This window comes from Bacillus sp. FSL M8-0350 (genome assembly GCF_038593345.1).
Classification (GTDB): Bacteria; Bacillota; Bacilli; order Bacillales; family Bacillaceae; genus Bacillus; species Bacillus safensis.
In genome coordinates this window covers 2,887,629-2,913,242 of the sequence record NZ_CP151985.1, presented here as the reverse complement: position 1 = coordinate 2,913,242, position 25,614 = coordinate 2,887,629, and the positions used below count along the sequence as shown (strand labels likewise).

At 41.6% G+C, this 25,614-nt stretch carries 33 protein-coding genes, 1 tRNA gene and 1 pseudogene; 32 read left to right on the top strand and 3 right to left on the bottom strand.

The features are described from left to right. The first annotated feature begins 18 nt into the window (after positions 1 to 18). From NSS80_RS15345 to NSS80_RS15205, 29 genes and pseudogenes are all read left to right on the top strand, one after another. A complete protein-coding gene (locus NSS80_RS15345; RefSeq protein ID WP_024425904.1) occupies positions 19 to 942 on the top strand; it encodes a phage major capsid protein in 924 nt (307 codons plus the stop codon). A gap of 13 nt (positions 943 to 955) precedes the next feature. Further along, the gene (locus NSS80_RS15340; RefSeq protein ID WP_024423261.1) at positions 956 to 1,339 is read left to right on the top strand and encodes a DUF3199 family protein; all 384 of its coding nucleotides are present in this window, start codon (positions 956 to 958) and stop codon (positions 1,337 to 1,339) included. Further along, positions 1,336 to 1,692: a YqbH/XkdH family protein gene (locus tag NSS80_RS15335; protein WP_144472307.1), complete on the top strand. Its 357-nt coding sequence runs from the start codon at positions 1,336 to 1,338 to the stop codon at positions 1,690 to 1,692. The genes NSS80_RS15340 and NSS80_RS15335 overlap by 4 nt, the downstream gene beginning before the upstream one ends. After that, the gene (locus NSS80_RS15330) at positions 1,689 to 2,186 is read left to right on the top strand and encodes an HK97 gp10 family phage protein (RefSeq protein ID WP_317221873.1); all 498 of its coding nucleotides are present in this window, start codon (positions 1,689 to 1,691) and stop codon (positions 2,184 to 2,186) included. Before NSS80_RS15335 ends, NSS80_RS15330 begins: the two co-directional genes overlap by 4 nt. Before the next feature lie 4 nt (positions 2,187 to 2,190). After that, entirely contained in the window at positions 2,191 to 2,646 is a 456-nt protein-coding gene (locus tag NSS80_RS15325) for a hypothetical protein (protein WP_024425901.1), read from the top strand. Further along, complete coding sequence (locus tag NSS80_RS15320; protein WP_034282476.1) at positions 2,633 to 2,845, top strand: hypothetical protein; 213 nt, start codon at positions 2,633 to 2,635, stop codon at positions 2,843 to 2,845. The genes NSS80_RS15325 and NSS80_RS15320 overlap by 14 nt, the downstream gene beginning before the upstream one ends. Before the next feature lie 3 nt (positions 2,846 to 2,848). Continuing rightward, positions 2,849 to 4,195 carry a phage tail sheath family protein gene (locus NSS80_RS15315; protein WP_044332541.1) on the top strand — a complete coding sequence of 449 codons (1,347 nt, stop codon included), beginning with the start codon at positions 2,849 to 2,851 and terminating at the stop codon, positions 4,193 to 4,195. 1 nt (position 4,196) lies between these two features. After that, the gene (locus tag NSS80_RS15310; RefSeq protein WP_024423257.1) at positions 4,197 to 4,640 is read left to right on the top strand and encodes a phage tail tube protein; all 444 of its coding nucleotides are present in this window, start codon (positions 4,197 to 4,199) and stop codon (positions 4,638 to 4,640) included. A gap of 525 nt (positions 4,641 to 5,165) precedes the next feature. Further along, positions 5,166 to 5,606, top strand: coding sequence for a phage portal protein (locus NSS80_RS15305; protein ID WP_012011040.1), 441 nt, complete (start codon positions 5,166 to 5,168; stop codon positions 5,604 to 5,606). A 41-nt stretch (positions 5,607 to 5,647) separates the two neighbouring features. Beyond that, the gene (locus tag NSS80_RS15300) at positions 5,648 to 5,785 is read left to right on the top strand and encodes a hypothetical protein (RefSeq protein ID WP_095357030.1); all 138 of its coding nucleotides are present in this window, start codon (positions 5,648 to 5,650) and stop codon (positions 5,783 to 5,785) included. Further along, the gene (locus NSS80_RS15295; protein ID WP_317221874.1) at positions 5,786 to 9,868 is read left to right on the top strand and encodes a transglycosylase SLT domain-containing protein; all 4,083 of its coding nucleotides are present in this window, start codon (positions 5,786 to 5,788) and stop codon (positions 9,866 to 9,868) included. After that, positions 9,861 to 10,529: a LysM peptidoglycan-binding domain-containing protein gene (locus NSS80_RS15290; RefSeq protein WP_034282467.1), complete on the top strand. Its 669-nt coding sequence runs from the start codon at positions 9,861 to 9,863 to the stop codon at positions 10,527 to 10,529. Before NSS80_RS15295 ends, NSS80_RS15290 begins: the two co-directional genes overlap by 8 nt. Before the next feature lie 11 nt (positions 10,530 to 10,540). Continuing rightward, positions 10,541 to 11,551, top strand: a complete 1,011-nt coding sequence (locus NSS80_RS15285; protein ID WP_041115869.1) for a hypothetical protein — start codon at positions 10,541 to 10,543, stop codon at positions 11,549 to 11,551. Next, positions 11,548 to 11,814, top strand: coding sequence for a DUF2577 family protein (locus tag NSS80_RS15280; protein WP_024423253.1), 267 nt, complete (start codon positions 11,548 to 11,550; stop codon positions 11,812 to 11,814). Before NSS80_RS15285 ends, NSS80_RS15280 begins: the two co-directional genes overlap by 4 nt. Before the next feature lie 14 nt (positions 11,815 to 11,828). Next, complete coding sequence (locus tag NSS80_RS15275) at positions 11,829 to 12,251, top strand: DUF2634 domain-containing protein (protein ID WP_041115871.1); 423 nt, start codon at positions 11,829 to 11,831, stop codon at positions 12,249 to 12,251. After that, complete coding sequence (locus NSS80_RS15270) at positions 12,244 to 13,293, top strand: baseplate J/gp47 family protein (RefSeq protein WP_024425895.1); 1,050 nt, start codon at positions 12,244 to 12,246, stop codon at positions 13,291 to 13,293. Before NSS80_RS15275 ends, NSS80_RS15270 begins: the two co-directional genes overlap by 8 nt. Continuing rightward, positions 13,277 to 14,200: a YmfQ family protein gene (locus NSS80_RS15265; RefSeq protein ID WP_041115873.1), complete on the top strand. Its 924-nt coding sequence runs from the start codon at positions 13,277 to 13,279 to the stop codon at positions 14,198 to 14,200. The genes NSS80_RS15270 and NSS80_RS15265 overlap by 17 nt, the downstream gene beginning before the upstream one ends. Positions 14,201 to 14,211: 11 nt before the next feature. Continuing rightward, complete coding sequence (locus tag NSS80_RS15260; protein ID WP_024423249.1) at positions 14,212 to 14,595, top strand: phage tail protein; 384 nt, start codon at positions 14,212 to 14,214, stop codon at positions 14,593 to 14,595. A gap of 14 nt (positions 14,596 to 14,609) precedes the next feature. Beyond that, the gene (locus NSS80_RS15255) at positions 14,610 to 15,488 is read left to right on the top strand and encodes a hypothetical protein (RefSeq protein WP_041115875.1); all 879 of its coding nucleotides are present in this window, start codon (positions 14,610 to 14,612) and stop codon (positions 15,486 to 15,488) included. Positions 15,489 to 15,498: 10 nt separating this feature from the next. After that, a complete protein-coding gene (locus NSS80_RS15250) occupies positions 15,499 to 15,828 on the top strand; it encodes an XkdW family protein (protein ID WP_041115877.1) in 330 nt (109 codons plus the stop codon). Continuing rightward, a pseudogene (locus NSS80_RS15245) lies at positions 15,825 to 15,997 on the top strand (XkdX family protein). The gene NSS80_RS15250 and the pseudogene NSS80_RS15245 overlap by 4 nt, the downstream one beginning before the upstream one ends. A 7-nt stretch (positions 15,998 to 16,004) precedes the next feature. Further along, positions 16,005 to 17,135 carry a pyocin knob domain-containing protein gene (locus NSS80_RS15240; RefSeq protein WP_041115879.1) on the top strand — a complete coding sequence of 377 codons (1,131 nt, stop codon included), beginning with the start codon at positions 16,005 to 16,007 and terminating at the stop codon, positions 17,133 to 17,135. A 45-nt stretch (positions 17,136 to 17,180) separates the two neighbouring features. Then, the gene (locus NSS80_RS15235; protein ID WP_041115881.1) at positions 17,181 to 18,566 is read left to right on the top strand and encodes a hypothetical protein; all 1,386 of its coding nucleotides are present in this window, start codon (positions 17,181 to 17,183) and stop codon (positions 18,564 to 18,566) included. 12 nt (positions 18,567 to 18,578) lie between these two features. Beyond that, positions 18,579 to 18,899: a hypothetical protein gene (locus tag NSS80_RS15230; protein WP_041115883.1), complete on the top strand. Its 321-nt coding sequence runs from the start codon at positions 18,579 to 18,581 to the stop codon at positions 18,897 to 18,899. Continuing rightward, positions 18,896 to 19,039, top strand: a complete 144-nt coding sequence (locus NSS80_RS15225; protein WP_041115885.1) for an XkdX family protein — start codon at positions 18,896 to 18,898, stop codon at positions 19,037 to 19,039. The genes NSS80_RS15230 and NSS80_RS15225 overlap by 4 nt, the downstream gene beginning before the upstream one ends. A gap of 36 nt (positions 19,040 to 19,075) precedes the next feature. Then, positions 19,076 to 19,288, top strand: coding sequence for a BhlA/UviB family holin-like peptide (locus NSS80_RS15220; RefSeq protein WP_017367922.1), 213 nt, complete (start codon positions 19,076 to 19,078; stop codon positions 19,286 to 19,288). Between the two features lie 12 nt (positions 19,289 to 19,300). After that, positions 19,301 to 19,564: a phage holin gene (locus NSS80_RS15215; RefSeq protein ID WP_024423242.1), complete on the top strand. Its 264-nt coding sequence runs from the start codon at positions 19,301 to 19,303 to the stop codon at positions 19,562 to 19,564. Positions 19,565 to 19,583: 19 nt separating this feature from the next. Then, a complete protein-coding gene (locus NSS80_RS15210; RefSeq protein ID WP_041115887.1) occupies positions 19,584 to 20,387 on the top strand; it encodes an N-acetylmuramoyl-L-alanine amidase in 804 nt (267 codons plus the stop codon). 116 nt (positions 20,388 to 20,503) lie between these two features. Further along, positions 20,504 to 20,686: a hypothetical protein gene (locus tag NSS80_RS15205; protein ID WP_034282447.1), complete on the top strand. Its 183-nt coding sequence runs from the start codon at positions 20,504 to 20,506 to the stop codon at positions 20,684 to 20,686. Between the two features lie 53 nt (positions 20,687 to 20,739). On the opposite strand, the gene NSS80_RS15200 is transcribed toward NSS80_RS15205, so the two are convergent. Continuing rightward, positions 20,740 to 20,812 (bottom strand) — tRNA-Ala (locus tag NSS80_RS15200). Positions 20,813 to 20,884: 72 nt separating this feature from the next. Next, positions 20,885 to 21,442, bottom strand: a complete 558-nt coding sequence (locus NSS80_RS15195; protein ID WP_034284303.1) for a GbsR/MarR family transcriptional regulator — start codon at positions 21,440 to 21,442, stop codon at positions 20,885 to 20,887. Positions 21,443 to 21,648: 206 nt separating this feature from the next. Here NSS80_RS15195 and betB point away from each other — a divergent pair, with 206 nt between their 5' ends. Both betB and NSS80_RS15185 read left to right on the top strand, forming a co-directional pair. Further along, positions 21,649 to 23,118, top strand: coding sequence for a betaine-aldehyde dehydrogenase (betB, locus tag NSS80_RS15190; RefSeq protein WP_041115889.1), 1,470 nt, complete (start codon positions 21,649 to 21,651; stop codon positions 23,116 to 23,118). 27 nt (positions 23,119 to 23,145) lie between these two features. Continuing rightward, on the top strand, positions 23,146 to 24,354 hold the full coding sequence (locus NSS80_RS15185) for an iron-containing alcohol dehydrogenase (RefSeq protein WP_025094230.1): 1,209 nt from the start codon (positions 23,146 to 23,148) through the stop codon (positions 24,352 to 24,354). Positions 24,355 to 24,393: 39 nt separating this feature from the next. Here NSS80_RS15185 and NSS80_RS15180 read toward each other — a convergent pair whose 3' ends face one another. Then, positions 24,394 to 24,876, bottom strand: a complete 483-nt coding sequence (locus tag NSS80_RS15180; RefSeq protein ID WP_342498337.1) for a DinB family protein — start codon at positions 24,874 to 24,876, stop codon at positions 24,394 to 24,396. A gap of 206 nt (positions 24,877 to 25,082) precedes the next feature. Here NSS80_RS15180 and NSS80_RS15175 point away from each other — a divergent pair, with 206 nt between their 5' ends. Beyond that, positions 25,083 to 25,613 carry a hypothetical protein gene (locus NSS80_RS15175; protein ID WP_041115891.1) on the top strand — a complete coding sequence of 177 codons (531 nt, stop codon included), beginning with the start codon at positions 25,083 to 25,085 and terminating at the stop codon, positions 25,611 to 25,613. Position 25,614: the final 1 nt, after the last annotated feature.

Genomic DNA, 25,614 nt, shown 5'->3' with positions numbered 1-25,614 from the left:
AAATAAGGAGGAAACAGTGTGAGAAATCAAGAGTTGATTCGCAAGGCCGAAATGACACTTGCCAGCTTAAAAACCGGCGGTCTCATGAACGCCACCCAATCCAACACATTCATTAGAATGATGCAAAATACACCAACCGTTTTAAATGATGCACGTATCATTCCAATGGAAAGTGATTCACAAAAAATCGAAAAAATCGGCTTTGGCCAGCGTATTTTGCGCCCAGCAGAAGAAGGCAAAGCACTTGATGCGAAAGACCGTGTTGTCCCAGCGACAAGCACTGTCCAGCTAAATGCGAAAGAGGTCATCGCAGAGATTCATATGACCTATGACAGCATTGAAAACAATATTGAGAAAGACGGCATTCAGCAGACGATTATGCAAATGCTCGCTGAACGAGCAGCCGTTGACATTGAAGAGCTCATCGTCAATGGCGATACGACTTCAGCAGATCCATTTTTAGCTCAAATGGATGGCGTGAGAAAACAAGCAGTCTCTCATATCGTAGATGCAAACGGAGCGGAAATCAGCCGCCAAATGTTTAAGCAAGCCTATAAAGCGATGCCGTCAAAATATTTACGTGTACCTCAGGATTTCCGTTTCTACACATCCCCAAGCTTAGAAGTTGAATGGAAGGATCAAGTAGCAAACCGCCAGACAGGCCTTGGAGATGCGGCCATTCAAGGCGGACTCTCTTCTGCATTTGGTGTGCCGGTCAAAGGTCTTGCCAATATGCAGCCATATGACGAAGCGGGAACAGACGTATCAGATATTTTGTTGACACACCCTAAAAATATTATCGTAGGTTTCTCTCGTAATATTCGAATTGAAGTAGAAAAAGATATTCGCAGCCGTAAATTTATTATTGTCCTCACAGCGAAGCTAGACAGCAAATTTGAGGAAGAGGATGCTGTAGCAAAAGTGATGAAAGTGAAAGAGTAGGTGACGGCAGGCCATGATCATTTCTGCTGAAGAACTGCAAGCCTATTCTGTATTTGATCGTGTGAAAAATCGATCTGTGGAAAGACTGACAGCAGATATTATCGAAGCAGAAGCTGCGGTATTTCAGATCGTAGGTCACGATTTCTCAAGCGAAAAATATCAGCCCCTCCCTGAAAAAGCAAGAATCGCATTATTAAAAATGGCCCAATATTTTGCCATGCTGAATGATGATGAATCAATGATGAAAGGCTTTACGTCAGAAAAAATGGGCGATTATTCATATGCGAAGGCAGCTGATCAAGTGAAGGGCAGACCTTATGTATATGCCCTGCTTGTAGATTACATTGAACCAACATTGACCGGCGGCAGTGCCAAACTAAAGGTGAGATCATTATGAGCTATCAATCTCTATTAACAGACCGCTGTGATCTTTTTCACCTTGAGCATAAGGAGTCTGCCCGCGGGAAATTTGGAATTCCAGCTGATGATTTACAAATGACACTTTCCTATCCCGATGCTCCCAGCCTAGCCGATCTAGCTTGTTATGTCATAGAAAAGAACCAGTCACTTGTGCAAGAAGAGCCGAATACAGTCATTTATCAATCCTATCTTGTCCATTTTCCTTTAGCAAGTGATATTCGCTTGCATGACAAAATGGTGTGGAATGGTGTGTCACTCAAATTACAGCAGCCTAAAAAAGTGAAAAATCATCACATCGAAGTGATGGCAGTCAGGAAGGAAAATCTATGAAAATTGATGGACTTGACCGGCTGCTCTCACAGCTGCAGACAGCGTTTGATGGCGGCTTAAAGGCAGAATATCAAGATTGGCTGAAGGACATGGGCCTGCAGTTTTTAGACATCATTCAGGATGAATTAATCAAGGAGAATGCTGTCGATACAGGCCGGCTTCTTAGTTCCTTTACACAAGGCGATAAGGAGAATCATTTTCTCATATCAAAAGGCGGTCTCACACTTGAAGTGGGAACGCAGCTTGAATATGCCTCCTATGTCAATGACGGACATGCCACTTCTTCAAGTGGAGAGCGAAGATGGGTGCCTGGCAGATGGACTGGCAGCCGATTTGAATATGATCCGAATGCAAGTACCGGAATGATGCTTGCCTCTCAATGGATTGATGGAAATGGCTACTGGGATCATGCTGTCATGCTCTATGAGCAAATGTTTGAACAGTCGCTGGATCGAAAGCTGCAAAGCTGGTTCGATCGACATTTTGGGAGGTGATGGAATGAATCAAGAAGTCGGGGCAATCATGCATTATATCTACACACACTTTCCTGTGACAATGTATGATCGTCTTTTGCCAGAACGCTTTCAAGTGCCATCCGTTTATGTGCCGCCTGTAACAGTGATCAGTGGTCCAGATACGGTCTCTACCTTTATGAAATCTTATTCGCTGCAAGTGAAAGTCTTTCATATTGATACAGAAAAAGCACATGATGCGGCAGAAACAATTGTTGATGCATTGCTTGCTGATCGTCAAATCATTCAGATGATGAGTGAAGACGGAGAGGTGCTTGATGATTATGTCCGCATAAAAAGAGTGGAAACAAGAATGATAGATCAAGGCGTAGCAGCGATTGTCCTGACGTGGGATAGCAGCTATTGGTATAACCGCGACAAAGAGGCAAGCCTTGAAGACATCAACTTTTCAGATGGGGTGATCAAACGTGAGCAAGACTAAACATGCTCAGCCTGCTCAAACAGCCGGCGAAGAAAAAGAATTTGGCTTTTCATTTGAAGCCTTGAAGGAGCACAGTAAGGATCTTTTTGGGGTCAAACCAGAAATCCTTGAAGGGGCTCTTTTTTATATCAAACATCAACCAATTACAAAAACAGAAGCGAAAAAGCACATTGATGCTTTTTTGTCCAAGGAGGTTTAAAGGATGAACGGAGGCACTTTTACACCAGGTACAGAGAAAAAGCGTCCTGGCATTTACTTTAATTTTAAAACAACAGCAGAGCAGCGAATTACTTTAGGCGATCGAGGTACGGTGGCACTTCCTCTTGTGATGAGCTGGGGAGAACCAAAAACCTTTATTTCCGTTTCAAATATGGAAGATTTAAATAAAAAGGTTGGACTCAACATTGATGATAAATCACTTCTTCTTTTCCGTGAAGCAAAGAAAAAAGCGCAAACAGTCTTGCTTTACCGCCTCAATGAAGGAGAGCCGGCCAAAGCCGAAATTGCTGAAAATTTTGTCGTCACAGCAAATTATGGCGGCCAAAAAGGAAATGAGATCACAGTACAAGTCGCAGAAAATGTACTTGATAGCGCAAAACGCGATGTGATCACTTATCTTGGAACAGACATTGTGGATAAACAGGTTGTCACTGATGTGAAAGATCTTGTGAAAAACAAATACGTTCAATTTTCTGGTGAAGGTGAAGCTGTTATCACAGCTGGTGTGGCACTAAGCGGCGGGAAAAACGGCGTGGCAAGTGTCGCAGATTATACAGCTTTCCTAGAAGCAGCAGAAACAGAATACTTCGATGTCATTGCTCTTCCAGTCGATAATAGTGAGCAATTAAAAGCAACCTTCGCTTCATTTATCGAGCGTCTACGTGATAAGCAAGGACGTAAGGTGCAAGGGGTTGTGGCTAATTATGCAGCGGACCAAGAAGGAATCATCAATGTGACAAGCGGTGTTGTACTCGAAGATGGCACCGAACTAACACCTGCTCAAACAACAGCATGGGTCGCAGGTGCAAGTGCCGGAGCAAATTTCAATCAGTCACTGACCTTTGTTGAATACGAAGGAGCGGTCGATACATTAGAACGTCTTGACAATGATCAAGTAGAATACCGATTATCGCAAGGGGAGTTCCTTTTCACCTTTGATGCGAGAGATCGTACCGTGAGTGTTGAAAAAGATATTAACTCCTTGACAAGCTTCACAGCTGAAAAGAACCAGCAAATGGCGAAAAACAAAATCATTCGTGTGCTTGATGCGATCAACAATGATTTAACATTCGAATTAAAAAATCTGATTAAATTACGCAAAGCCAATGGCAATGACATTCCAGCATCAGATGATGGAGTACAGCTTGTGAAAACACTGATTACCCAGTATCTCACACAGCTTCAAGATGGCAGCGGCATTACAGGCTTTAATTCAGAAACAGATATCGTAATCGGGCTCAATGAAGATCGTGATGGATTTATCATCGATTTAGCGGTTCAACCAGTAGATGCAGCAGAAAAATTCTATTTCAATGTGGAGGTGAAGTAAGATGGCTTTTAAAGCGCAAAATACAATTTCAGGTAAAGAAGGTCGTCTTTTCTTAGAAGGTGAGGAGCTTGCATTTATCAAAACCTTCGAAGCAAACGTGGAGAAAAACAAATCAGAAGTCAACGTCATGGGCCGCCGAATGACTGGACATAAAACAACGGGAGCAAACGGAACAGGAACGGCAACATTCTATAAAGTTACGTCCCGTTTCGTTCAATTAATGCTCAATTATGTGAAAAAAGGAGAAGATCCATATTTCACTCTTCAAGCTGTCATTGACGATAAATCATCAGGCCGTGGCACTGAGCGTGTCACATTATTTGATGTCAACTTTGATTCTGCTAAAATCGCTGGATTGGATGTTGATTCAGAGGCGCTTGAAGAAGAAGTTCCTTTCACCTTCGAGGACTTTGATCTGCCTGAAAAGCTGAAGAATACATTCTAAGAAAAGTGGAGGAAATTAGCTAATTAATTAGCAAAATAATAACTGAATATGCTATAATGCAGTTGTAATACAACCGTCTTGAAGCCGTCTAAATTTCGTCTGGTGACGTCTTGTATTCGATTCATTAAAATATGTTTACATGCAAAGCGATTTGCATAAAATAAAAAGAATCCAGGATGCTCTAACATCCCGGCAATGTACAATGAGGCCCTTCAAGGGGCTGGCTTATCGAATAGGTTCTTTAGGTAGACTTCCCTTTAACCTTCCACAGCTCAAGGGGGAGTCTATTTTTTGTCTATATACGTCAACAAAGTAAAGATAAACATCCCGAATAAAAGCATAAGGGAAATCGCTTCAAATGTTGACATATGCATCACCCCCTTCCTATCGGGGATGAGTCAGACGCCCTTGAGCAAGCCGTTCAATTGTACAATTTAAATTATACATGAAAAGATTGGAAAGCACATTCAAAAATGGATGTGCTTTTTTGCATTCAAAAAAACATAACAAAGGGAGTTTTTAAACATGAGTGAAAAACAAACATTTGATCTTTCATTTTTTATGCCAGGACAAACAGTAGAAGCGGAAGAAGTCAAAGTACCGATTTCTAAGCGTTTTGTTGATAAAAAAGGGAATGTCATTCCTTTTGTCTTTAAAGCCATTACAACTGAACGTATTGATGAATTGGAAAAAGAAAACACAACCTTCAAAAATGTCAAAGGCAGAGGACGTGTGAAAGACTTAGACAGCCAGCGCTTCTACGCACGTATTGCGATTGAATCGACGATTTACCCAGATTTCCGCTCAAAGGAATTAAGAGAAGCCTACAGCACACAAGATCCAGTTGAAGTAGCAAAACGGGTCCTGTCAGTCGGCGGTGAATATGCGAACTGGTTAAACAAAGCGATCGAAATCAACGGATTCGAAGATGAAATTGAAGATTTAGAAGAAGCAGCAAAAAACTAATAAAAGATGGGGATAAAGAAGCGGTGTTTTTATATTACGCAATGCACGAGCTTCACTACTCCCCATCTGAACTCCTGGAATTATACGAATCCCCAAGACCGTTCAAAGCATTCCTTTTCGGACTCATCAGCTACAAGCTAGACATGCTAGAAAAAGAAGCAAAGAAAGGAGGTAAATAATTGGCGAAACTTACAGCGCGATTTGAATTAGAAGACCGGGTGTCGAAGAAGTTATTACGCATTCAAAAACGATTTCAAACGTTTGAGAAGCAGCTCAAACCATTTAGAAAACCAGTGAAAATAAGTCTGGAAATGGATGAAAAGAAATTAAGAAACCTCACTTTATCGCTGCGGAAAGTTTCAGTATTTTCTATGAGGCTGGATCAAGGAATCTATCGGGATCTAAAAGCATTGAACAATCAGTTAAATATGATTCCAAATCATCTGGTCATATCCTTTCAAGCGAAGGGGCTGAATGTCATTAAATCCAACATAGATCGTTTGAAACAAATGGGGACAAGTCCCATTATGCTGACGTTTAAACTAAACGATCAATTGTCAGCGAAAATGTCATCGATCAAAAAATCAATCCTTCAGCTCATCAACAGAACGTACTATATGAGATTAAACATGGTTGACCAAGCCACGGCTGCAATTCAACGAATCAAAAAGACACTCAAAAGCTTGACGATGTCCAAACACGAAATCAGAGTGTCTGTTCAAGACAATGCAAAAAGTAAGCTGAAAAAACGAGATCAGGCAGAGTCTGTTGTGAAAGAAAAGAAAGTAAAAAAGCAACCTAATGCAACTGCTGCTACAAAAACGAATGAAAACAAACAGAGCTGGTTAGGTAATTTGGGAAATAAGGCCCTAAAAGAAATTGAAAAATATGCAGGTGACGTTTCAGATAAATTGAAAGAAAAATTGAGTCCTAGAAACTTTTGGGATAATAATGCACTCCCTTGGATTGAAACGAAAATCGACGCTTACAAACAAGAAGTGATCGGACGAATTAGTGAGAAGATTAAAATCAATCCTGAGGAGTATTTAGATAAATGGTTTAACAAAGGCTTAGATTTGATCCTTGGCCCGAAAAATCCATCAAGCGAGAACAACAGTAACTCTTCAGCTCAAAGTCCAACGACTGAAGCATCAACAAATCCAACTCCTAATACGCAGCCAAATAAACAAAAAGGAAAAGGTTTGTTTCGTAATAGCTGTTGCCCTTGTTGTGCTCGAGGGTTAAGCAGGCGTGGTTCTAATAGAACTAGAAATAGAAATGGCCGTACTCAAAGGCAGCCCGCAAATCCTACCGCCATTTCTAGAGCTGAAAGAAATAGAAGACCTTCAGGTAGACTAGGAAAACTGAAAACAAATGCAGGTAAGATTTTTGAAAAAATCCCTAGTGGATTGAAGAAAACTACAGGCATAGTAGCCTCAGTTGCGGGACTTGCTGGACTGATGAAAGGTAGCGGCGGGTTAAGTAGTTTAGGCGATTCATTAAAAAATATAGGTAGAGGAAGTAGTAAGTTATTAAAAAGAGTGCCTGTATTGGGGAACTTATTAAGTGCAACAGATTTAATAGGAACAACCAAAGAAAACGTTGGGGAAAAAGTAGGTGGTTTCTCTGGAGGTCTTGCAGGAGGAGTTAGTGGAGCTGCAATTGGTCAGGCTCTAATTCCAATACCATTTGTAGGAGCTGCAATTGGTGGTGTTGCTGGAAGCATGGCTGGCACTTATGGTGGATCAAAATTAGGGGAGATATTTGATACTTCAAAACTTAAAGAGAATATTTCAAACACTTTATTTAATGGCGAATGGTGGAGTGAAAAGTGGGGGAGTGTTAAAACTTCTGCAGAAACGTCTTTAGGAAACTTAAGTGAGAAATGGGAAGATATAAAAACAACAGCATCGAATACACTGTTCAATTCAGAATGGTGGGCAGAACAAGCTGGATACGTTACAGGAGTTTTAGAATCTACTGTCTTTAATGGCGAATGGTGGAGTGAAAAATGGGATGCTATCAAGGACTGGACTCAAGAAAAGTGGGATAGTGCAGTCGAAATATGGGATTCTATTAAGGGGAAACTTAGTGAGACCGTTTTCAACGGAGATTGGTGGGGAGAGAAGTGGGATAATGTAAAGGAATGGACCAAAGAAAAATGGGATGGTGCAGTCGAAATATGGGATTCTATTAAGGGGAAACTTAGTGAGACTGTTTTTAACGGAGATTGGTGGGGAGAGAAGTGGGATAATGTAAAAAAATGGACCAGAGAAAAATGGGATGGCGCAGTCGACATATGGAATTCAATTAAAGGGAAAATTCGTGAAACGGTCTTTAACAAAGATTGGTGGGGGGAAAAGTGGGATAACGTAAAAAGTTGGTCAAAAAGTAAATGGGAACAATCAAAAACAATTTGGTCAACTGCAAAAGCAACTATTTCTTCAACTCTATTTAATAAAGACTGGTGGTCAAGAAAGTGGAGTAATGTTCAATCTTGGGGTAAAAATATTTTAGGAGATTCATGGGATTTAATCAAAAGTGAAGGCGCAAAATTCGTTGGTAGGCATATTGTGAAATTTGAAAAAGGTCGAGAAAACGGGAAAAAGGATTTTAAACCTGGTAAAAAAGCCACAGGCGGTTATATCACCCAGCCAACCTTATCATGGGTCGGTGAAGCTGGTAACGAATTTGTCATTCCAACTCAAAATAACCGAGGGCGCGGTAAGATGCTGCTTGCACAGGCTGCTTCTCAACTTGGAATGTCTGTTGTCCCGAGCGGAGCGGCAGGAACTCAAGTGTCAAGCTCCCCAGCTCCTACAACTGCATCATCTTCTGTAGGTTCAATGAGCGGAGGCGGATCAGTCTCAATGAATGCGAACATTCAAGCTTCTAGCATTGGCGAGCAATTTAATGACGATTTTGAACAAGGGTTAAACCGTAAAGTCATCTCTCTTGATCAATGGAAACAAAAGAATATTCAGCAGCCTTTTGGTCAATTGACATCAGACTCAGGAAAGTATGGTCAGCAAACGGTTTCTGCCTTTGCAAACGGTCAGCAGATGACACCAACAGGAACAGACAGCTTCTTGCAAAGTCGTGTAAAAGCACCCTACCAACAAGTCATGACAGCATCACCCACTTGGGGTTCTGGAACGGTTAGTGGTTTTGCAGCAGGCCAAAATGCCACATCAATTGGCACGAGCCAATACGTAGATCAAAACATCAAACAACCATTCCTGCAAGCAAAACAAGAATCACCAGGCTGGGGTTCTGGAATGATTGACGCCTTTAACAGCGGCATGCGTTCCAAAGGAAGCGAAGTCACGCAAGCGGCCAAAGAAATGGCGAAGAAAGTAGAGCAGGCGTTTAGAGAGGAATTAGACATTCATTCCCCTTCACGCGTCATGATGAGTCTTGGGAAATTTGCATCGATCGGTGTCGTCAAAGGGCTCGACTCAGTTGATGTGAAAAAATTTGCTGAAAATCAGGCTGGTTCATTAATCGGTGCCTTCAGCGGTATGGGAGCTTCAGGGCTTAATATTAAACAATGGCTCATGGCGGCTATCATGGCAACTGGTACATCAATGAGCTGGCTTCCAGGTCTGATGACCATCGCGCAGCATGAGTCACGTGGAAATCCGAGAGCGATCAACTTATGGGATTCCAACGCCAAAAAGGGAACCCCTTCTAAAGGCTTAATGCAAACCATTGGAACGACGTTTAACGCCAATAAAGGCAAAGGCATGAATGACATTTGGAACCCAATTCATAATGCCGTTGCAGCTATTAACTACATTAAGGGAAGATATGGAACAGTCTTCAACACGCCGGGATTACGAAGTATGAGAAGAGGCGGACCTTATAAAGGCTATGCAAATGGCGGATTGATTACTCAAGAGCAGGTGGCTAGAGTCGGTGAAGGAAATAAACGCGAATGGATCATTCCAGAGGAAAGAGGCATTCGCGGAAGGTATTTATTGACGCAGGCAGCCAAGGCACTTGGGATGCAAGTATATGATCCATCAAATGCATCTGCTCCTTTACCGGAAGCACAGATGCAGCAAGTTACCTCACCTCAGTCTACTGGCAGTACAACATCGCCAGGTAATAAACAGATTACGATTCAATTCAATGGAGATCAGCATTTCCATAATGGACAAGATCAGCAATCGCTAGTCGAAAAAATTAAACAAATGCTTGTAGAAGAACTAGAAGTAGAGCTTCATACAGGAACGAAGGGGGTCGTAATTGATGGGTAAATCTGTGTATCAATTGTGGATTTCCCAAGGAAAGGACAAGTTGCGATTCCCTGTCCTTCCATCCGAACTCGAAATCACAAACAACGTACAAAATGAAACAGTAAAGGTCGCCTCTTTTGGAGAACTGACCTTTATTGACGTACCATCGGCGAAACAAGTATCTTTCACCTCATTATTTCCTAAGAAATATTCGCCGATTGCTGAATATAAAAGCATTCCATCACCAGAGAATGCTATCGCGAAAATTGAACGAATGATGCGTTCAAAGAAATCCGTGCGGTTGATTGTAACTGGAACAAAAATCAATATGACGTGCAGCATTGAAAGCTTCACCCACAAGGAAGGGTCATATGATATTGGAGATCGTGAATTTACGATCGAGTTAAAGGAATACAAAACTGCATCTCCTAGGAAAATAAAACGTAAGAAAAAAGCAAAACAAACGAAAAAGAAACGGCCTTCAAAAACACCACCAAAAATGTACACCGTCAAAAAAGGGGATACACTATGGGCCATTTCTGGCAGGTTTTATGGAGACAGTACAAAATGGCGGCGTATTTGGAATGCCAATAAATTAGCGATGATTAAACGTAGCAGACGCAATATTAAGCAGCCGGGGCATTGGATTTTCCCTGGACAAAGGTTAAAAATACCACAATAGGGGGGCTGGCATTGATCGAGCTTTTTGCCATCAGAAGCGGCACCATGTATGAGCTTGTCACAGAGAGTGTGACACTTCAGGGGCAAAGGTATCAAGCCCCTCGCTCAATTCAGGCAAATATTATCACAAAACAAGGCAGTCAAACATATTACCGTGTCTCGGAAGGGGACACGGTTCTTTTTAAATGGAAAGGAAAAGAGCTGTTTAGAGGCATTGTTTTTTCGCGGACGCCGGTTGAAGGAAAGCTGACGTTTACTGCATACGATATGCTCCAATATTTGGTGAAAAACCAAGATGTCTATGTTTTTTCAAATCAAAGAGCAGATCAAATCTTAAGGCGGATTGGAGCCGACTTTCAAATTCCAATGACTTCTATCTCCAATACAGGACATGTCATAAAATCACTAGTCTTTAAAAATGACACGAGCCTGTATGACATGATATTGAAAGCATTGAAAGAAACGAAGCGGCAAACAGGAAGAAACTATCAAATCTTTTCTGCTAAAGGCAAGATGGGGCTGAGAGCCTGGCCTGATCCAGAGGACGTCTGGGTCATTGAATCAGGCGTCAATCTCATCAGTTATCAATACAGCACCTCGATTGAAGAGACAGCCACTCGTGTCAAGATGCGTACGTCTGCTGATGAACAGGGGAAGAATAAGAAAAAAGGCAGTAAATCCGAGATTGTGGTGATTGAACAGGATAAAGCCGGTCAGAATAAATACGGTATTTTACAGCATGTTGAGACAGTCACAGGGCAAATCAACCAGCCGCAGCTGCAAAAAAGAGCCAAAGTACGGCTGGCAGAGAAAAAAGGCGTCAAACAAGAAGTCAAAAGCATACAAGCCCTAGGAATTCCTGAGCTGCAAAGCGGTCTCCCAATCTATTTGAAAATTCCTGAAATCAACGTGAAAAAAACTTACTGGATCGATCAAGACAAACATGAATTCAGTGGGGTGAAACACACCATGACCATTGATGTTGTTGAGAAAAATTCCATGCCAAAGGATGATCAAGCGTGAGATTAAGTGAAGCGATTAAACGATTGGCAGTGAATGCAGTAGACGCAGAGTCGCCAATTGATCTTGTCATCGGAGAAGTCACGGCAGTTTCCCCTCTGAGCATCCGATTAAATGAAAATCATAAGCTGATCATTCCAGAAGAATTACTGATTTGGCCGAAGCGCTTAAATAAGGGTGAGGATGATGAGCTGAAAAGGGGAGACAGTATTATGGTGCTTGCAATGGCAGGAGGCCAGTCTTTTTACATCATCGACAAATTGTAAGGGAGGTGATGAACGTGGCACTTTCACCAGAGGAAGAAATCGAGGAAACAGAAGAAGATGAAGAGGTCGAAACCTCGACGACGTATCGAATAGATTTTGAAACTGGCAGGCTGACAGGCGAAACCATTTCAGGCATCGAGGCAATTCGGCAATTCGTTTATATGACACTTAGGACAGAGCGGTATGCACATCCTATCTACAGCCACGATATTGGTACTGAAATTCAGGAGCTGTTGACGGATACAGAAGCCACGGATGAATACAAAGAAATGGAAATTCCAAGGCTGCTAGAGGAAGCACTGCTCGTTGACGAGCGGATTGACCATATTGAAGAGTTAGAGGTCACAAAGCAAAATGACTCATTTCATGTCAAACTAGCAATTGTCACAGATGAGGGCACATTAGAAATAGAGGAGGTGATGGAGGGCGATGTTTGAGGAACAAACGTACGAAGCATTAATGGAAAGAATGCTGGATAGACTGCCAGATGATATAGATAAAAGAGAAAACAGCGTCATTTGGAATGCCTTGGCACCTGCTGCCGCTGAATTGGCCCAGTCCTATATTTGGCTTGATCAAGTGTTTGAGCTGGTCTTTGCAGATACAGCACAAGGAGAGTTTCTAGATCGGCGGGCTGCTGAAGTAGGAATTGAAAGAAAACCAGCCACTAAAGCAGTTTGGTCAGCGGCCATTCAGCCAGAAAATATCAACATTCCAGCTGGCTCACGTTTTTTTATTGAAGACGTTTATTTCCAATATTCGAAGGATGGCACGCTAGAATGCGAGACACCTGGTAAAGCCGGCAATGTTCAGTTAACAGATCAGCCGCTGCTGTCACTTGATACAATTCCAGGACTTGAATCGATTAAGATGAAAGAACTGGTGATACCAGGTCAAGAGGAGGAAGATGACGCTTCTTTATATGATCGATATTTAATACGTGCGAGGCGGGAGGCTGTCAGTGCCAACAGGGCGCATTATAAAAAATGGGCTGAAGAAGTGCCCGGTGTTGGCAGAGCGAAAGTGTTCCCGCTTTGGAACGGAGAAGGGACGGTCAAAATTGTCATCACAGATGGCAATCTAGATGTTGCATCAGACCTTCTTGTCAAAAGAGTACAGGAATATATCGACCCAGTGCCAGGTGAAGGAGAAGGACAAGCGCCTATAGGCTCAAAAGCAACCGTTGAAAGCGCCAAATGGCTGGATATCGACATAGAAGTGGCTGTCGAACTTCAAATGGACTGGACCCTTGAAGGAGCTCAGAAAGAAATAGAAGAAAAGGTCAAGACGCTGTTAAAATCAATCGCATTTGAAAAGAGTACCATTCGAATGTCTGCCTTAAATGATATTCTGTACCATTCAGAAAGTGTGTCAGATTATGCAGATGTGTTATTGAATGGGGAGTCGAAAAACTTAGTATTACAGGACATTGAGATTCCGCGTCTTAGGCAGGTGAAGGTTATTGAGCAAACAGGATGAAATGAAAAACTACTTGCCGCCATATTTTACAGAGATTTATGAAGTGGATCACCTGCTCAAGACAGAGGCACCGGAATTTGAGCAATTGGACGAATCCATTTTCGACTTAACGGATCAGTTCTTTCCTTTAACTGCGACATGGGGATTAAACAGATGGGAAAGAATGCTGAAGGTGCAGCGGGAATCAGATGATTCAATTGAACTGCGAAGGGCACGCTTACTCAATATGATGTCAAATATTCCGCCAATCACGTATCTTTCATTAGAGAAATCAGTCAATCGCTTTCTCAAGAATCCAAGTGCTGTCATCCGTCTCACAACCAATCGCTATCACTTTGCCTTACGTGTGAACCTAGATGATCTGCAAAACACGAGATATATTGTAGAAATACTTGAAACGTTAAAGCCCGCGCACTTGGCTTATACGTTCACGGCTTTTCATCATACCGACGTACATGAAAAAAATGATCATCACGGGAGGCTCACACTGCGAAGCAGAGTGGGTTTTTTCGATCATATCCCGATTTTACTCAATGGTGAATTTGTCTTAAATGGTACGTTTTATCTCAGCGGAACGCGAGGTGCAACGGATGTGCCTGCTCGTTTTCGGCATTCATTAAACATGAGGATGCCTCTTCAACATCAGTCAGAAACAGCATATCGCATGAACTATGTCATGACTGGAGCGGTACATGAAACGAAGCAAGGAGCGGCATTGATTTTACGCGCAAAAAATCAGCTCCAGCATCAAACAAAGAAGAAGATGACGTTCCGTCTGCCAGTACACGTCCAAACTGAGCAGGATGGAAGCTTACTGATCAAGGATCATTACTGGATTCTCGATGGATCTGTTTCGCTGGACGGATCAAAAATGCTAGCAGCAACTTCTAAAAAAATAGATTTATAAGGAGGATCACAATGGCTGATCAATTAACCGTAACAACACTGTATGCACGTCAACAAATGGCAAAGGCAAGAGCCGAAGGAACAAAACTCACAAAAGTCGTCAAAATGGCATTTGGAAATGGGGGAACGAAGGATGGAAAACCGATCTCACTAGACGGCACTGAACAAAAACTCAAAAAAGAACTAGTCCAAAAAAATATTGATTCGTTTACCTTCATGGAACCAGCAAAAATCCGCTACACCTGCACGATCGCCGAAGGAGAACTGGCAGGAGAAGTGATCAACGAACTAGCACTTGTCGACGAAGACGGCAAATTCACCGCCATCCGCACCATGACAGACAAACAAAAAGACGGCGACATCGAATTTGTTTTTGAGATTGATGATATTTATTAATGGAGGGAAAAGAAGTGGAGATAAAATCACCTTTACCGTTTGAAACCTCTGACAAAGCACATGCCAATTTGTTTAACCGGATGGTCGACACACTTGTGGAAAATGACAATGCGCTTAGTAAACAAATAGCAGGGATCACAAATGAAAGCTTATTCAAACTAACAGGGGATCAAGCCATTCAAGATGCGACAGTCAGCGGTGAGGAATATCCAATAGGTATTACATTCATGGATATTGGTCAAGCCAATGATACGGGATACCCTACAAGATTCGGCTTTGTGAAAAATGAAAAATATAGTAACTTTCGATTTGTTCAATATTATTATGGGACTGGAAACGAAGCAGGCAGCTATTTTGATAGCACAGGTACGTGGTGCCGTCATTGGTGGACTGGATCGGGTTGGACCGACTGGCATAAACTCTCTGGGTTCTGTCATGCCAATATAGGTACAACTGGGAAGCAGTTATTAACCAAGGGAGAGTATCAAAAAGTCCTTTTTAATCGAAAGATAAAAGACAGTCATAACAATTTTGATATCAAAAATAATCGCTTCATCTGCCCTGAAAACGGAATGTATTCAGTGAATGCTGGTGTGTATATTGAAAGCTTTCAACGGTATGCAAACTTTGAATTATCGATCTATTTAAATGGAAAAAGATATAAAAATATTTCACATCAAAGACAAAGTCCGACAAGCCCATCTGATACGTTGAGTTTTAGTATGGGACTTTATGGTTCTGCCAATGTACCGGCTAATAAAGGGGATTATTTAGAAATTTACATGTACGCAGGATATGACGGAGACGTTAGTCGTTATATATCAGATAACTCAGGCTGGTACAACTATTTTGACATTACAGAAGTAGGCGGCCGAAATTTCCCGCGAGTATAGGAGGGTTTTGATGATTTTATATGAAGCCATTAAATATAAATATCCCGATGCGGATCCGCAAAAGGATTTTGAACTAAGAAATGACGGTGCTGGTTCGTATATAGATGAATGGTATCTTGATGTGCCCAAACCAACAGAGAAAGAGTTGAAAAAATGGTGGGAGGAATCACAAGCCAATCCAAGGTATCAACCACCGCTCCCGCTAGATTATCTAGCACAAGAAGTAGCAAAAGAAAAGCTGATGAGAAAACAGCTTGAACATCAATGTGATCTTCTATCAAACGAACTAAAAGCGCTAAAAAATGACATCCTTTTCATTAAAGGAGAGAGTACAACATGAATTATTGGGTATGGCATTATATTTCCAATGGATAACACCTGAGTTGGTCAAACAAGCAGTTGAACTAGATGATTGTTCGATGGAAGATCTAAATGCAGGATACGAGCAAAGGATACTCACTTTAGAGCAGCTGCAAGAGATTGAACCAAATTTCAAGGCAAGGGAGTGAAAACCGAATGGAAATAAAAGAACCAAAACTTTTTAACGTGAATGATAAAGCGCATGCAGATCTGTTTAATGACATGGTCAGAGTACTACTTGAAAATGATACTGGATTATTAGAGCATCTCTTAAAACATACAAATGATGGCGGAGTACACGCATCTGAAACAGAAAAGAAAAAATGGAATGAATCCCAGAGTTATAAGATCACGGCTGATAGTGGAAGACAGCTTATCAATGTGTCAGCCGGGGGAAGTATATTTGATGCGATAAAAGACAAAGGAACATGTACATTTTATGCAGCTGCTGGTGTGGAGGATTCACCTGCCTTACCGAATGTATCAATAAGAGGGCTGCAGACAGTAGGCCAAGACAATATTGGCTCTGGCTTTGCAATTGATATGTCAGGTAATGCTTATTTTTTCTATTATGATGCCGGACATACGTCGATTACATGGACAAAGCTGCCTACAGAAAGTGATAGGAACAGATGGGATAACGGTCAATTAGTAAAAATCACACAAGATAATGGAAAGCCCATTTATCATGGGTTTGCTAGCGAGACAGACTATAATACCCTTACTCAGACAGGGATGTATCTCATATATAATGCAGGAATAAACGGCCCATCCCCTTCCATTAATCGAGTGTTTTTATTGGTCATGAGTTATGGCAGTACATTAGTGCAAATAGCATACGAATCTGTTTATGGGAAGAACACATACTTTAGAGTTCTTAAACACAATGCAGAATCATGGACACCATGGGAGAAGCAAATCACGCTATCAGATCTATTAGAAGGATCTTGGGAAACACCTAAAGAGATAAAAAGCAATTGGAAGGAATATGACCCTATTAATTTGCCAGTAAAATATCGCAAGAATCTCTTAGGTGAAGTTGAGATAGTAGGAGCTATAAAAGGTGGGATTTTAGGAAATAATCCAGTATTTATTTTGCCTGAAGAATATCGGCCGAAACAGGCAATGCATTTTGTAGGAGTCGCTTCAAGTATAGGGACTCCAGGAGTACCACAATTCCATCGTACATTAATAGATAAAGAGGGTAATGTATGTGTACAATCATCTTCAAATAACGCCAATCCGACTGAGTTTATTACATTTGGTTTTAAGTTCAGCACAAGGTGAAGATAAAACCAATATTTAGAGCTGAAATATAAAAGGAGAATGTTCATGGAGATAAAGACACCTCGTTCTTTTAAAGTCAGTGACAAAGCCCATGCAGATCTGTTTAATGACATGATCAAGGTTATTCTTGAAAATGATGTTGGACTTTTGGATCAAATCAATCAACACAAAAATGATGCAACATCTCATGCATCTGTAACAGAAAAGCAGAAATGGGATCAATCTCAGTTATATAAAATGACAAATGATAACGGGTCCCAGTTGGTGAATATCCCTGCTGGCGGCAGTATTTATAACGGGATTAAATCGTTAGGTGCCTGCTCGTTCTATGCTCCGGGAGGTTCTGGAGTAGTCGATTCTCCTGCTATAGGTAATGCTGCATTAAGAGGCTTTCAGCTTGTAGGTCAAAATAATATTGGCGTAGGAATCGCGATTGACACATCAGGCAATGCATTTTGTTTTTCCTATCATTTGAATGACGTCGGAATAAACTGGCTCCAATTGCCGACACAAAATGAAAAAAACAAATGGGACGCAGGACAACTATCTAAAATCACTGCTGACGATGGAAAAGCTTATGAAAGAATTAATGCAAACGATCCTAGTATTTTAGATAAACTTATCAAATTACCGGGCGTGCATTCTTGGTATATTCATGAAGCACATCCCGATCTGCCTACAAAAAGTTCTATGAGGGCCTTATCAGTCTTTAGTGAAAATACTTATGGTTGGATCATTGGGGCGAATAATACAGGCGATGTATACATCAATCGATCGACGACAGATGTTACCGGTACTCAGCAAGAATGGAGCGGCTGGAAGAGATTGAACGAGCACCCATTATTGAAAGCGAATGGAAATAGAATGCTTATTCCTACTGGTACAGATATACTCACTCTGCCTTCTGGTTTTTATTATGTCTCTGGAACGAATGCAGTAAATATGCCATCAACGACCGATGCTTCTTGGTTTAATGTAGATATTTTAGAAACGGGAAATAACCGCAAAACTTTTCATGTGAGTCGAAGCTATGATAACAGCCATTGGTACGGAACTACTCATACTGATGGAATCTTCAGGGGCTGGAAACAGCTAGTGACAAATGCTGAGTTTGAACATGTCACGTGGCTTAGCGTTACCTTAGACAAAAGTTCATCTATAGGGGATAGACCAGTTGAATATGTGAAATGGGGAAATTTGTTGTTGCTGAGAGGTCATCTAAAAGCAAATAGAGAAATCATCTGTGGACGGATTCCAGCCGAAGGTTTACCAGAGAAAGGTCTTGTGGTGTCAGTTCCCGTATCAGGTACAACGGGTCATAGTAAATTACTTATATATAAGACAGGAGAACTAAAGCTAACTGGTTTACTGGCAGCGAATGAAAGTGCAGTAACTGGCTACTATTTAGACACAGTCGTCCCATTAAATTAAGGAAGTGATAGTATGATACAAGTTTATGAGTACAATCATCAAAATGAATTGGTCAGACCTATAGTAGTGTTTGAGAGGGATGATGAAGGAAATTATATCATTCCAGATCAATGCACAACAATTGCTCCACCCAATAATCCCTCTTTTTATAAAGCAGCTTTTGATGTGGAAAAACAGCAATGGTATGAATCAGCGACACAGGAGTATATAGATAGCCTAAAACCAGCCCCTCTCCCGCCAAGTGATATAGAACTTTTAAAGAAACAAAATGCTTTATTATCTAAACAATTAACGCAGCTATTGGCTATGCAGACAGGGAGGACTTCAGAATGATGTTTCCAACTGTAGCAGATATCAAACAATTTTGGGACTGGCAATGTTACGGCCCAGAGGACATTGCATTTTATGTAAGGATCGGCTGGATCTCGGCAGACGACTATCAAGACATAACAGGAGACAAATACGAAGCCTAATGGCTTTATTTTTTTGTCGGAAAGAAGGTGATTTCAATGGAAGTAGATGTTGTTCAAAACTTAATGACACAAGGCCCATTTGCCGTTCTCTTTTGCTGGATTCTGTTCTATGTTCTCAACACAACAAAGGAAAGAGAAAACAAACTCAATGAGCAAATCGAGGCGCAAAATGATGTGTTAGCAAAGTTTAGTGAGAAGTATGATGTCGTGATCGACAAGCTTGACAAAATTGAACGGAATTTAAAATAGGAGGTAAATATCATGAAAACATTCGACAAAGGCACTGTGATTCGCACAGTGCTTCTTTTTATTGCTCTGATCAATCAAACGCTTGTCATGTTTGGACAGACAGTGCTGCCGATTAGTGAGGAGCAAGTACAAACCGCAGGTGAGGCACTATATGTGGCAGGTTCTACAATTTTCACTATGGTCACAGCGGTAATAGCTTGGTTTAAAAACAATTATGTGACCTACAAAGGCAAATTACAAAAAGATGCTCTGAAACAAAGAGGGCTAACAAAATAATACTTGAAGGAGAAACGACATGGTAAAAATCATTCAAGCATTGATTCCAAAACAACATCGCAACAGACCAGGAAACACGATGAAGCCGCTCTATATTACAGTGCATAATACGTCTAACAGTGCAAAAGGCGCTAATGCGGCCAGTCATGCAGCGTTTGTTGCACGTTCAAGTACCGGGGTGAGCTGGCATTACACCGTTGATGATCAGGTGATTTATCAGCATTTACCGTTAAACGAAAACGGCTGGCACGCAGGGGATGGCAAAGGCACCGGCAATATGAAATCAATTGGTATTGAAATTTGTGAAAATGCAGACGGCAACTTTGAACAAGCAGTCGAAAATGCCCAATGGCTCATTCGAAAGCTGATGGGAGATTTCGGAATTCCCTTATCAAATGTAGTGCCTCATAAACATTGGAGCGGGAAAGAGTGTCCAAGGAAACTTCTCGGAGGGTGGGATCAGTTTAAAGCTGGAATAGCCACAGCGCAAACCGGCAGCAAAAGCACAAGAAAACCAGTTCAGGCAGAAAGTTTGAGCCATAAAGCACCCGTTTCCAAACAGAAATCGTCAAATCTGCCATCTGGCATTTTAAAAGTCACCAAGCCCTTAACAAAAGGCCCTCAAGTCACTGCCGTGCAAAAAGCCTTATCTTCCCTCTATTTTCACCCAGACAAAGGGGCAAAAAACAACGGGATTGACGGCTATTATGGACCGAAAACGGCGAATGCGGTCAAGCGGTTCCAGCTCATGAACGGCTTAGCTGCAGACGGAATTTACGGACCGAAGACGAAGAACAAAATCGAACAATTACAGAAGAAATGATGATCTATAAAAAAAGCTATCAGCAAGTGAGGAAATGCTTCCTTGCTGATAGCTAACAAAAAATGACATCATTTGTGATATAATTGGCCAAATCCCTATCATGAGAGGAGAGAAAAATGAAAAAAGAACTGCTCCAGATCATTATGCTGTCAGTGCTGCTCATCTATTTCATTTATCACGAAATGACGAGCGACTTCCCTGTGTCCTATACAATCATTCTCATCCTAACTTATCTTTCTGTGATCACATACCGCATCATAAAGTTATTAAGAAAAAACAAAGAACAAACAGAACTGTAAGAGATATGTACATAAAAAAACCATCCTTGATTTTACAAGAATGGTTTTTCGTATGGAGCATAGCGGGATCGAACCGCTGACCTCTACGCTGCCAGCGTAGCGCTCTCCCAGCTGAGCTAATGCCCCGAGGTATGACGACATAATTTATTATAATCAATCCTCCTGTGAAATTCAAGCTGTAAAACATAAACACATCGTCTATTTTTCTTTCTGTTCAATCGGAATATAGTCAAATATTTCACCAGAATGAACGGAATGGGCTAATCGTCTCAGCCAGTCATAATAGGCTTTTGAGCTTTCAAGCTGCTCAATGAGCTGCTGCGCTTCTTCTCTTACATGTTCCTCCAGCTGATCATCACGCGACACCTCTTGAAGCCGCTCTTGCGCTTCTTCAATTGCCGCTAAATTGACCTCGACCTCACGTTCCCATTTTTGCGGAAAGAAGTTCGTGAAAAACTTAAAAAAGTCTTTTTCCGCAACAAAGCTGTGTTTTCTTCGGCCACGGTGAAACGTCTTTTTGACAATATTCATGTCTTGCAACTTTTTCACACCCGTGCTCATACTCGGCTTACTCATTTGCAGCTCTTCACGCATTTCATCCAGTGTCATTTCCTCATTTAAATACATCGTTCCATATAGAATACCTGCACTTCGTGTAATGCCATAGAGATCCATCGTTTCAGCTATGGAATCAATGACTAGATCTTTAGCAGCTAAAATACGATCTTCTGCTTGCGGTTTTTCCTGCTTTTTCATTTTGTCCCTGCTTTCTATTAAGAAAATTCAATCCGTTCAAAAAAATCTTTATGGACTATATGTTAACGAAAGAATACAAAATGTCAAAATAAATGAAGCATATCTCCCTTTGACAGAAAAATTTGAACATGATAAGTTAATTATGTTCAAAATGTTAAATTTTTATTTAACAAACTTACCAAAGAGAATCAGAGGAGGTTCCTTCTATGAGTCAAACACTATTTATAGACGGACAATGGGTTGGCGCTAAAAGTAGCGACACACGGGATATCATCAATCCGTTCAATCAAGAAGTGATCGCGACAGTCAGCGAAGGATCTAGAAATGACGCGCAGCTAGCCATTAAAGCAGCGAGAAAAGCCTTCGATCAAGGGGACTGGGCAAACATGCCTGGACTTGAAAGAGGAAATATTGTGTTTAAGATAGCTGAATTGATTAGACGTGATCTTGATGAACTAGCCAAATTGGAATCGCTTGATACAGGCAAAACATTAGAGGAAAGCAAAGCAGATATGGACGATATTGCGAACGTGTTCCAATATTACGCAGGTCTGGCTGATAAAGATGGCGGTGAAATCATAGCATCGCCAATTCCAAACTCGAAAAGTGAATTAGTCAGAGAGCCTGTCGGTGTATGCGGACAAATCACTCCTTGGAACTATCCATTGCTTCAAGCAAGCTGGAAAATCGCTCCTGCACTTGCGGCGGGAAATACAATCGTTTTAAAGCCAAGTGAAATCACACCACTCACCACAATAAAAGTATTTAAACTCATGGAAGAAGCGGGCGTTCCAGCAGGCGTTGCAAACCTAGTGCTTGGACCTGGGGCAACCGTTGGAGATGAGCTTGCTGTAAATGATCAAGTAGATCTGATTTCATTTACAGGCGGTATTGAAACAGGGAAGAAAATTATGCAGGGAGCCAGCGGGAATGTGAAAAAAATAGCCCTTGAGCTCGGCGGAAAGAATCCGAATATTGTGTTTCAAGATGCTGATTTAGACGTAGCGGTTGACCAGGCGATGAATGCTGTGTTTTTCCATGCAGGGCAAGTGTGTTCAGCAGGTTCACGTTTGCTGGTGGAAGAATCCATTCATGATGAATTTTTAGAAGAACTGGTGAAGCGTACGAAAAAAATCAAGCTAGGCAACGGCTTTGATGAACACACCCAGAGCGGGCCGCTCATCTCAGCTGAGCATCGAGAAAAAGTAGAAAAATACGTCAGCATCGGTTTAGAAGAAGGCGCTAAGTTAGAGACAGGCGGAAAAAGACCTGACGCAGAGGCGCTGCAAAATGGGTTCTTCTACTTGCCGACCATTTTCTCAGGCTGCACGTCAGATATGCGGATTGTACAGGAAGAAGTCTTTGGACCTGTCCTGACAGTCGAATCCTTCCGTACAGAGGAAGAAGTCATCAAGCTGGCAAATGATACGATTTATGGATTAGCAGGAGCTGTGTGGTCTTCTGATATCAGCAAGGCCGAAAGAGTGGCTCGACAATTAAGATTGGGCACGGTTTGGATCAATGACTTCCATCCTTATTTCGCTCAAGCACCTTGGGGTGGCTACAAGCAATCAGGCATTGGGCGCGAATTAGGACGCACGGGGCTTGAAGAATATACCGAACTGAAGCATTTATATCGAAATACAAAACCTGAAGCGGTTCATTGGTTTAAATAAAAATTAAGCATTTGGAGGAGATTCTTTATGACACTAAATATGAAAATTGAAAGCATGCAGAAATTCCACACATTTGAAATTCCGACTGTTATCAAACACGGCATTGGTGCAGTGAAACATGTTGGGGAAGAAGTAAAAGCATACGGCGTTTCAAAGGTATTGCTTGTAACAGACCCTGGTATTTATCAAGCCGGCGTGGTGGACCCAGTAATTGCTTCATTAAAAGAAGCACAAATCGATGTCGTTCTATTTGATAAAGTAGAGCCAAATCCGCCAGTCCGTCTAGTGAACGAAGGATCTGCTTTATATGAAAAAGAAGGCTGTAATGGATTAGTCGCAGTAGGCGGCGGCAGTTCAATGGATACAGCAAAGGCAATCGGAGTAGAGGCGACTCATGAAGGCTCAGTCCTTGATTACGAAGCGGCAGAGGGAAAAAAACCGTTAGAAAACAGAATCCCTCCTTTAACCACTATTCCGACAACAGCTGGTACAGGTTCAGAGGTAACGCAGTGGGCGGTCATTACTGATGAAGAAAGAGAATTCAAATTCAATACTGGTGGACCTCTCATTGCAGCTCATCTAACAGTCATTGATCCAGAGCTTCATGTGTCCATGCCGCCTCATGTGACAGCAATGACTGGAATTGACGCGCTTGCTCACGCGATTGAATGCTATACGATGAAATTTGCTCAGCCGATTACAGATGCGGTAGCGCTCATGGCAATTGAATATGCTGCTCATTATATTCGCCGTGCCTTTGCTGATGGCGAGGACTTAGAAGCAAGATATGGAATGGCACAAGCTGCGATGCTTGCCGGGCTTTCTTATGGAAGTGAATCAGCTGGAGCTGCACATGCGATGAGTCAAACACTCGGAGGTATTATTCCTGTCGCGCACGGTCAGTGTGTTGCAGCGATGATGGGACCAGTGATGGAGTATAACTGGAAAGGGTATCCGGAAAAATTCGCTCGAATTGCGCAAGCGTTTGGGATTGATACAAGCAGAATGACAACAGAGGAAGCAGCCAAAGCAGCTGTGAACTGGATGTATGATTTAGTGGAGGATTTAGAAGTTCCTTCATTAGAAGAACAAGGTGTATCAAAAGATATGATTGATCGTTTATCTAAAGAAGCAATGAAAGATCCGCAAACAGTTGGAAACCCAAGAGATTTAAACGAAAAAGCGTACAAATGGATTTATGCTCGCTGCTTTGAGTTAACACCTAAAACGGTGTAACAATGAAAAAAGGCTCCCAAAAGGGAGTCTTTTTTATGTCTATAGTTGTTCTTTAATTTCTTTGATTTGATGAATATGGCGTTTTTCGTGTGCACCGATAAAATCAAGGTATTGCTTAAGGGATAGCTCTTTAAACACAGGGTGTGCAATGACGCGTTTGAAATCTTCCTCAGTAAATGTTGATAAAATTTGATTGAGCTGCTCACGTGCAGTATCGAGCTCATCCTTTAAATGTGTAGGTGGTGTGACATGCTTGCGCTCAGGCTCAACAATACTAGGCGCAGTGGCTTTTTTCGAACGGTCCTCTGCCATTTCTACTGGCTTTGGTTCATATTCTTTAATCGGTGCTTTTTTCCCCTCAGCAGCTAGATGTTTTGCTGCAACTAGGTCCATTTTCTTTAAATGATCTGCTACCTCTTGAATACTCCAAGTATCATCAGATAATTTTTGGTTCAATTGTTCTTCGCTCAAACCTTGCAGCTCGTGCCACAATTCTTGTCTTGCTTCATGTAATATACTCATTTTCTCATCACCTCAAGATCAAATTTTAACATAATGGTACATGACAATCATTCTTGAGCTATCCGAAAATCCCTTTGAAGAATTGTGATGAAATATGAAACCTTTACAAAAGTGGTTCGTATTACCTGTTAGAAGGAATACATTGGAGGTGGGTGAGGTCTAAATGAAACAAAAGATGTTCATTTCATGAAGAAAGGGGGAGGAAGATGGATGTGTTCGGGCTGCCTCTTCAGACGCTGTATTTATACATATTAATGATATCAGGAATCCTGACACTTGTTTTCGTCTTTTTCGGCGATGTATTTGATGGATTGTTTGAAGCGATCCCTGTTCCATTCCTTCAACCAACATTGATCCTCGCATTTCTTACCTTTTTTTCGGCTGGAGGGTTTATTTCTGAAAAAACAGCAATTGTAGGAAGTGGACTTGGCGCAGGATTATCTGCCGTCCTCGCAGTGATCCTTGTGACCTGTTTGAATGTATTTATATTAGTCCCGCTTTCCTCTGCTGAAGAATCTCTCTCTTATACGGAGGCCGATTTAAAAGGAAGAACTGGGGAGATCATTGTATCTGTTCCAAAAGACGGATTTGGAGAAGTGCTGTTAATCAGTAATAGCGGGAAAATCTCAAAGCCAGCTGTCAGTTTCGACCAAGAGGAGATTCCATATGGAACCCGTGTGCTAGTTGTCGAAGTGAACAAAGGCGTCTTATCTGTTATACCAAATGAAGAAATCTAGG

Bases quoted from the DNA above. Each gene is read 5' to 3' on its own strand.
- NSS80_RS15340 (WP_024423261.1), top strand. From the start codon at position 956: ATGATCATTTCTGCTGAAGAACTGCAAGCCTATTCTGTATTTGATCGT.
- NSS80_RS15335 (WP_144472307.1), top strand. From the start codon at position 1,336: ATGAGCTATCAATCTCTATTAACAGACCGCTGTGATCTTTTTCACCTT.
- NSS80_RS15330 (WP_317221873.1), top strand. From the start codon at position 1,689: ATGAAAATTGATGGACTTGACCGGCTGCTCTCACAGCTGCAGACAGCG.
- NSS80_RS15325 (WP_024425901.1), top strand. From the start codon at position 2,191: ATGAATCAAGAAGTCGGGGCAATCATGCATTATATCTACACACACTTT.
- NSS80_RS15315 (WP_044332541.1), top strand. From the start codon at position 2,849: ATGAACGGAGGCACTTTTACACCAGGTACAGAGAAAAAGCGTCCTGGC.
- NSS80_RS15310 (WP_024423257.1), top strand. From the start codon at position 4,197: ATGGCTTTTAAAGCGCAAAATACAATTTCAGGTAAAGAAGGTCGTCTT.
- NSS80_RS15305 (WP_012011040.1), top strand. From the start codon at position 5,166: ATGAGTGAAAAACAAACATTTGATCTTTCATTTTTTATGCCAGGACAA.
- NSS80_RS15300 (WP_095357030.1), top strand. From the start codon at position 5,648: ATGCACGAGCTTCACTACTCCCCATCTGAACTCCTGGAATTATACGAA.
- NSS80_RS15290 (WP_034282467.1), top strand. From the start codon at position 9,861: ATGGGTAAATCTGTGTATCAATTGTGGATTTCCCAAGGAAAGGACAAG.
- NSS80_RS15270 (WP_024425895.1), top strand. From the start codon at position 12,244: ATGTTTGAGGAACAAACGTACGAAGCATTAATGGAAAGAATGCTGGAT.
- NSS80_RS15260 (WP_024423249.1), top strand. From the start codon at position 14,212: ATGGCTGATCAATTAACCGTAACAACACTGTATGCACGTCAACAAATG.
- NSS80_RS15250 (WP_041115877.1), top strand. From the start codon at position 15,499: ATGATTTTATATGAAGCCATTAAATATAAATATCCCGATGCGGATCCG.
- NSS80_RS15240 (WP_041115879.1), top strand. From the start codon at position 16,005: ATGGAAATAAAAGAACCAAAACTTTTTAACGTGAATGATAAAGCGCAT.
- NSS80_RS15235 (WP_041115881.1), top strand. From the start codon at position 17,181: ATGGAGATAAAGACACCTCGTTCTTTTAAAGTCAGTGACAAAGCCCAT.
- NSS80_RS15230 (WP_041115883.1), top strand. From the start codon at position 18,579: ATGATACAAGTTTATGAGTACAATCATCAAAATGAATTGGTCAGACCT.
- NSS80_RS15225 (WP_041115885.1), top strand. From the start codon at position 18,896: ATGATGTTTCCAACTGTAGCAGATATCAAACAATTTTGGGACTGGCAA.
- NSS80_RS15220 (WP_017367922.1), top strand. From the start codon at position 19,076: ATGGAAGTAGATGTTGTTCAAAACTTAATGACACAAGGCCCATTTGCC.
- NSS80_RS15215 (WP_024423242.1), top strand. From the start codon at position 19,301: ATGAAAACATTCGACAAAGGCACTGTGATTCGCACAGTGCTTCTTTTT.
- NSS80_RS15210 (WP_041115887.1), top strand. From the start codon at position 19,584: ATGGTAAAAATCATTCAAGCATTGATTCCAAAACAACATCGCAACAGA.
- NSS80_RS15205 (WP_034282447.1), top strand. From the start codon at position 20,504: ATGAAAAAAGAACTGCTCCAGATCATTATGCTGTCAGTGCTGCTCATC.
- NSS80_RS15195 (WP_034284303.1), bottom strand. From the start codon at position 21,442: ATGAAAAAGCAGGAAAAACCGCAAGCAGAAGATCGTATTTTAGCTGCT.
- betB (WP_041115889.1), top strand. From the start codon at position 21,649: ATGAGTCAAACACTATTTATAGACGGACAATGGGTTGGCGCTAAAAGT.
- NSS80_RS15185 (WP_025094230.1), top strand. From the start codon at position 23,146: ATGACACTAAATATGAAAATTGAAAGCATGCAGAAATTCCACACATTT.
- NSS80_RS15180 (WP_342498337.1), bottom strand. From the start codon at position 24,876: ATGAGTATATTACATGAAGCAAGACAAGAATTGTGGCACGAGCTGCAA.
- NSS80_RS15175 (WP_041115891.1), top strand. From the start codon at position 25,083: ATGGATGTGTTCGGGCTGCCTCTTCAGACGCTGTATTTATACATATTA.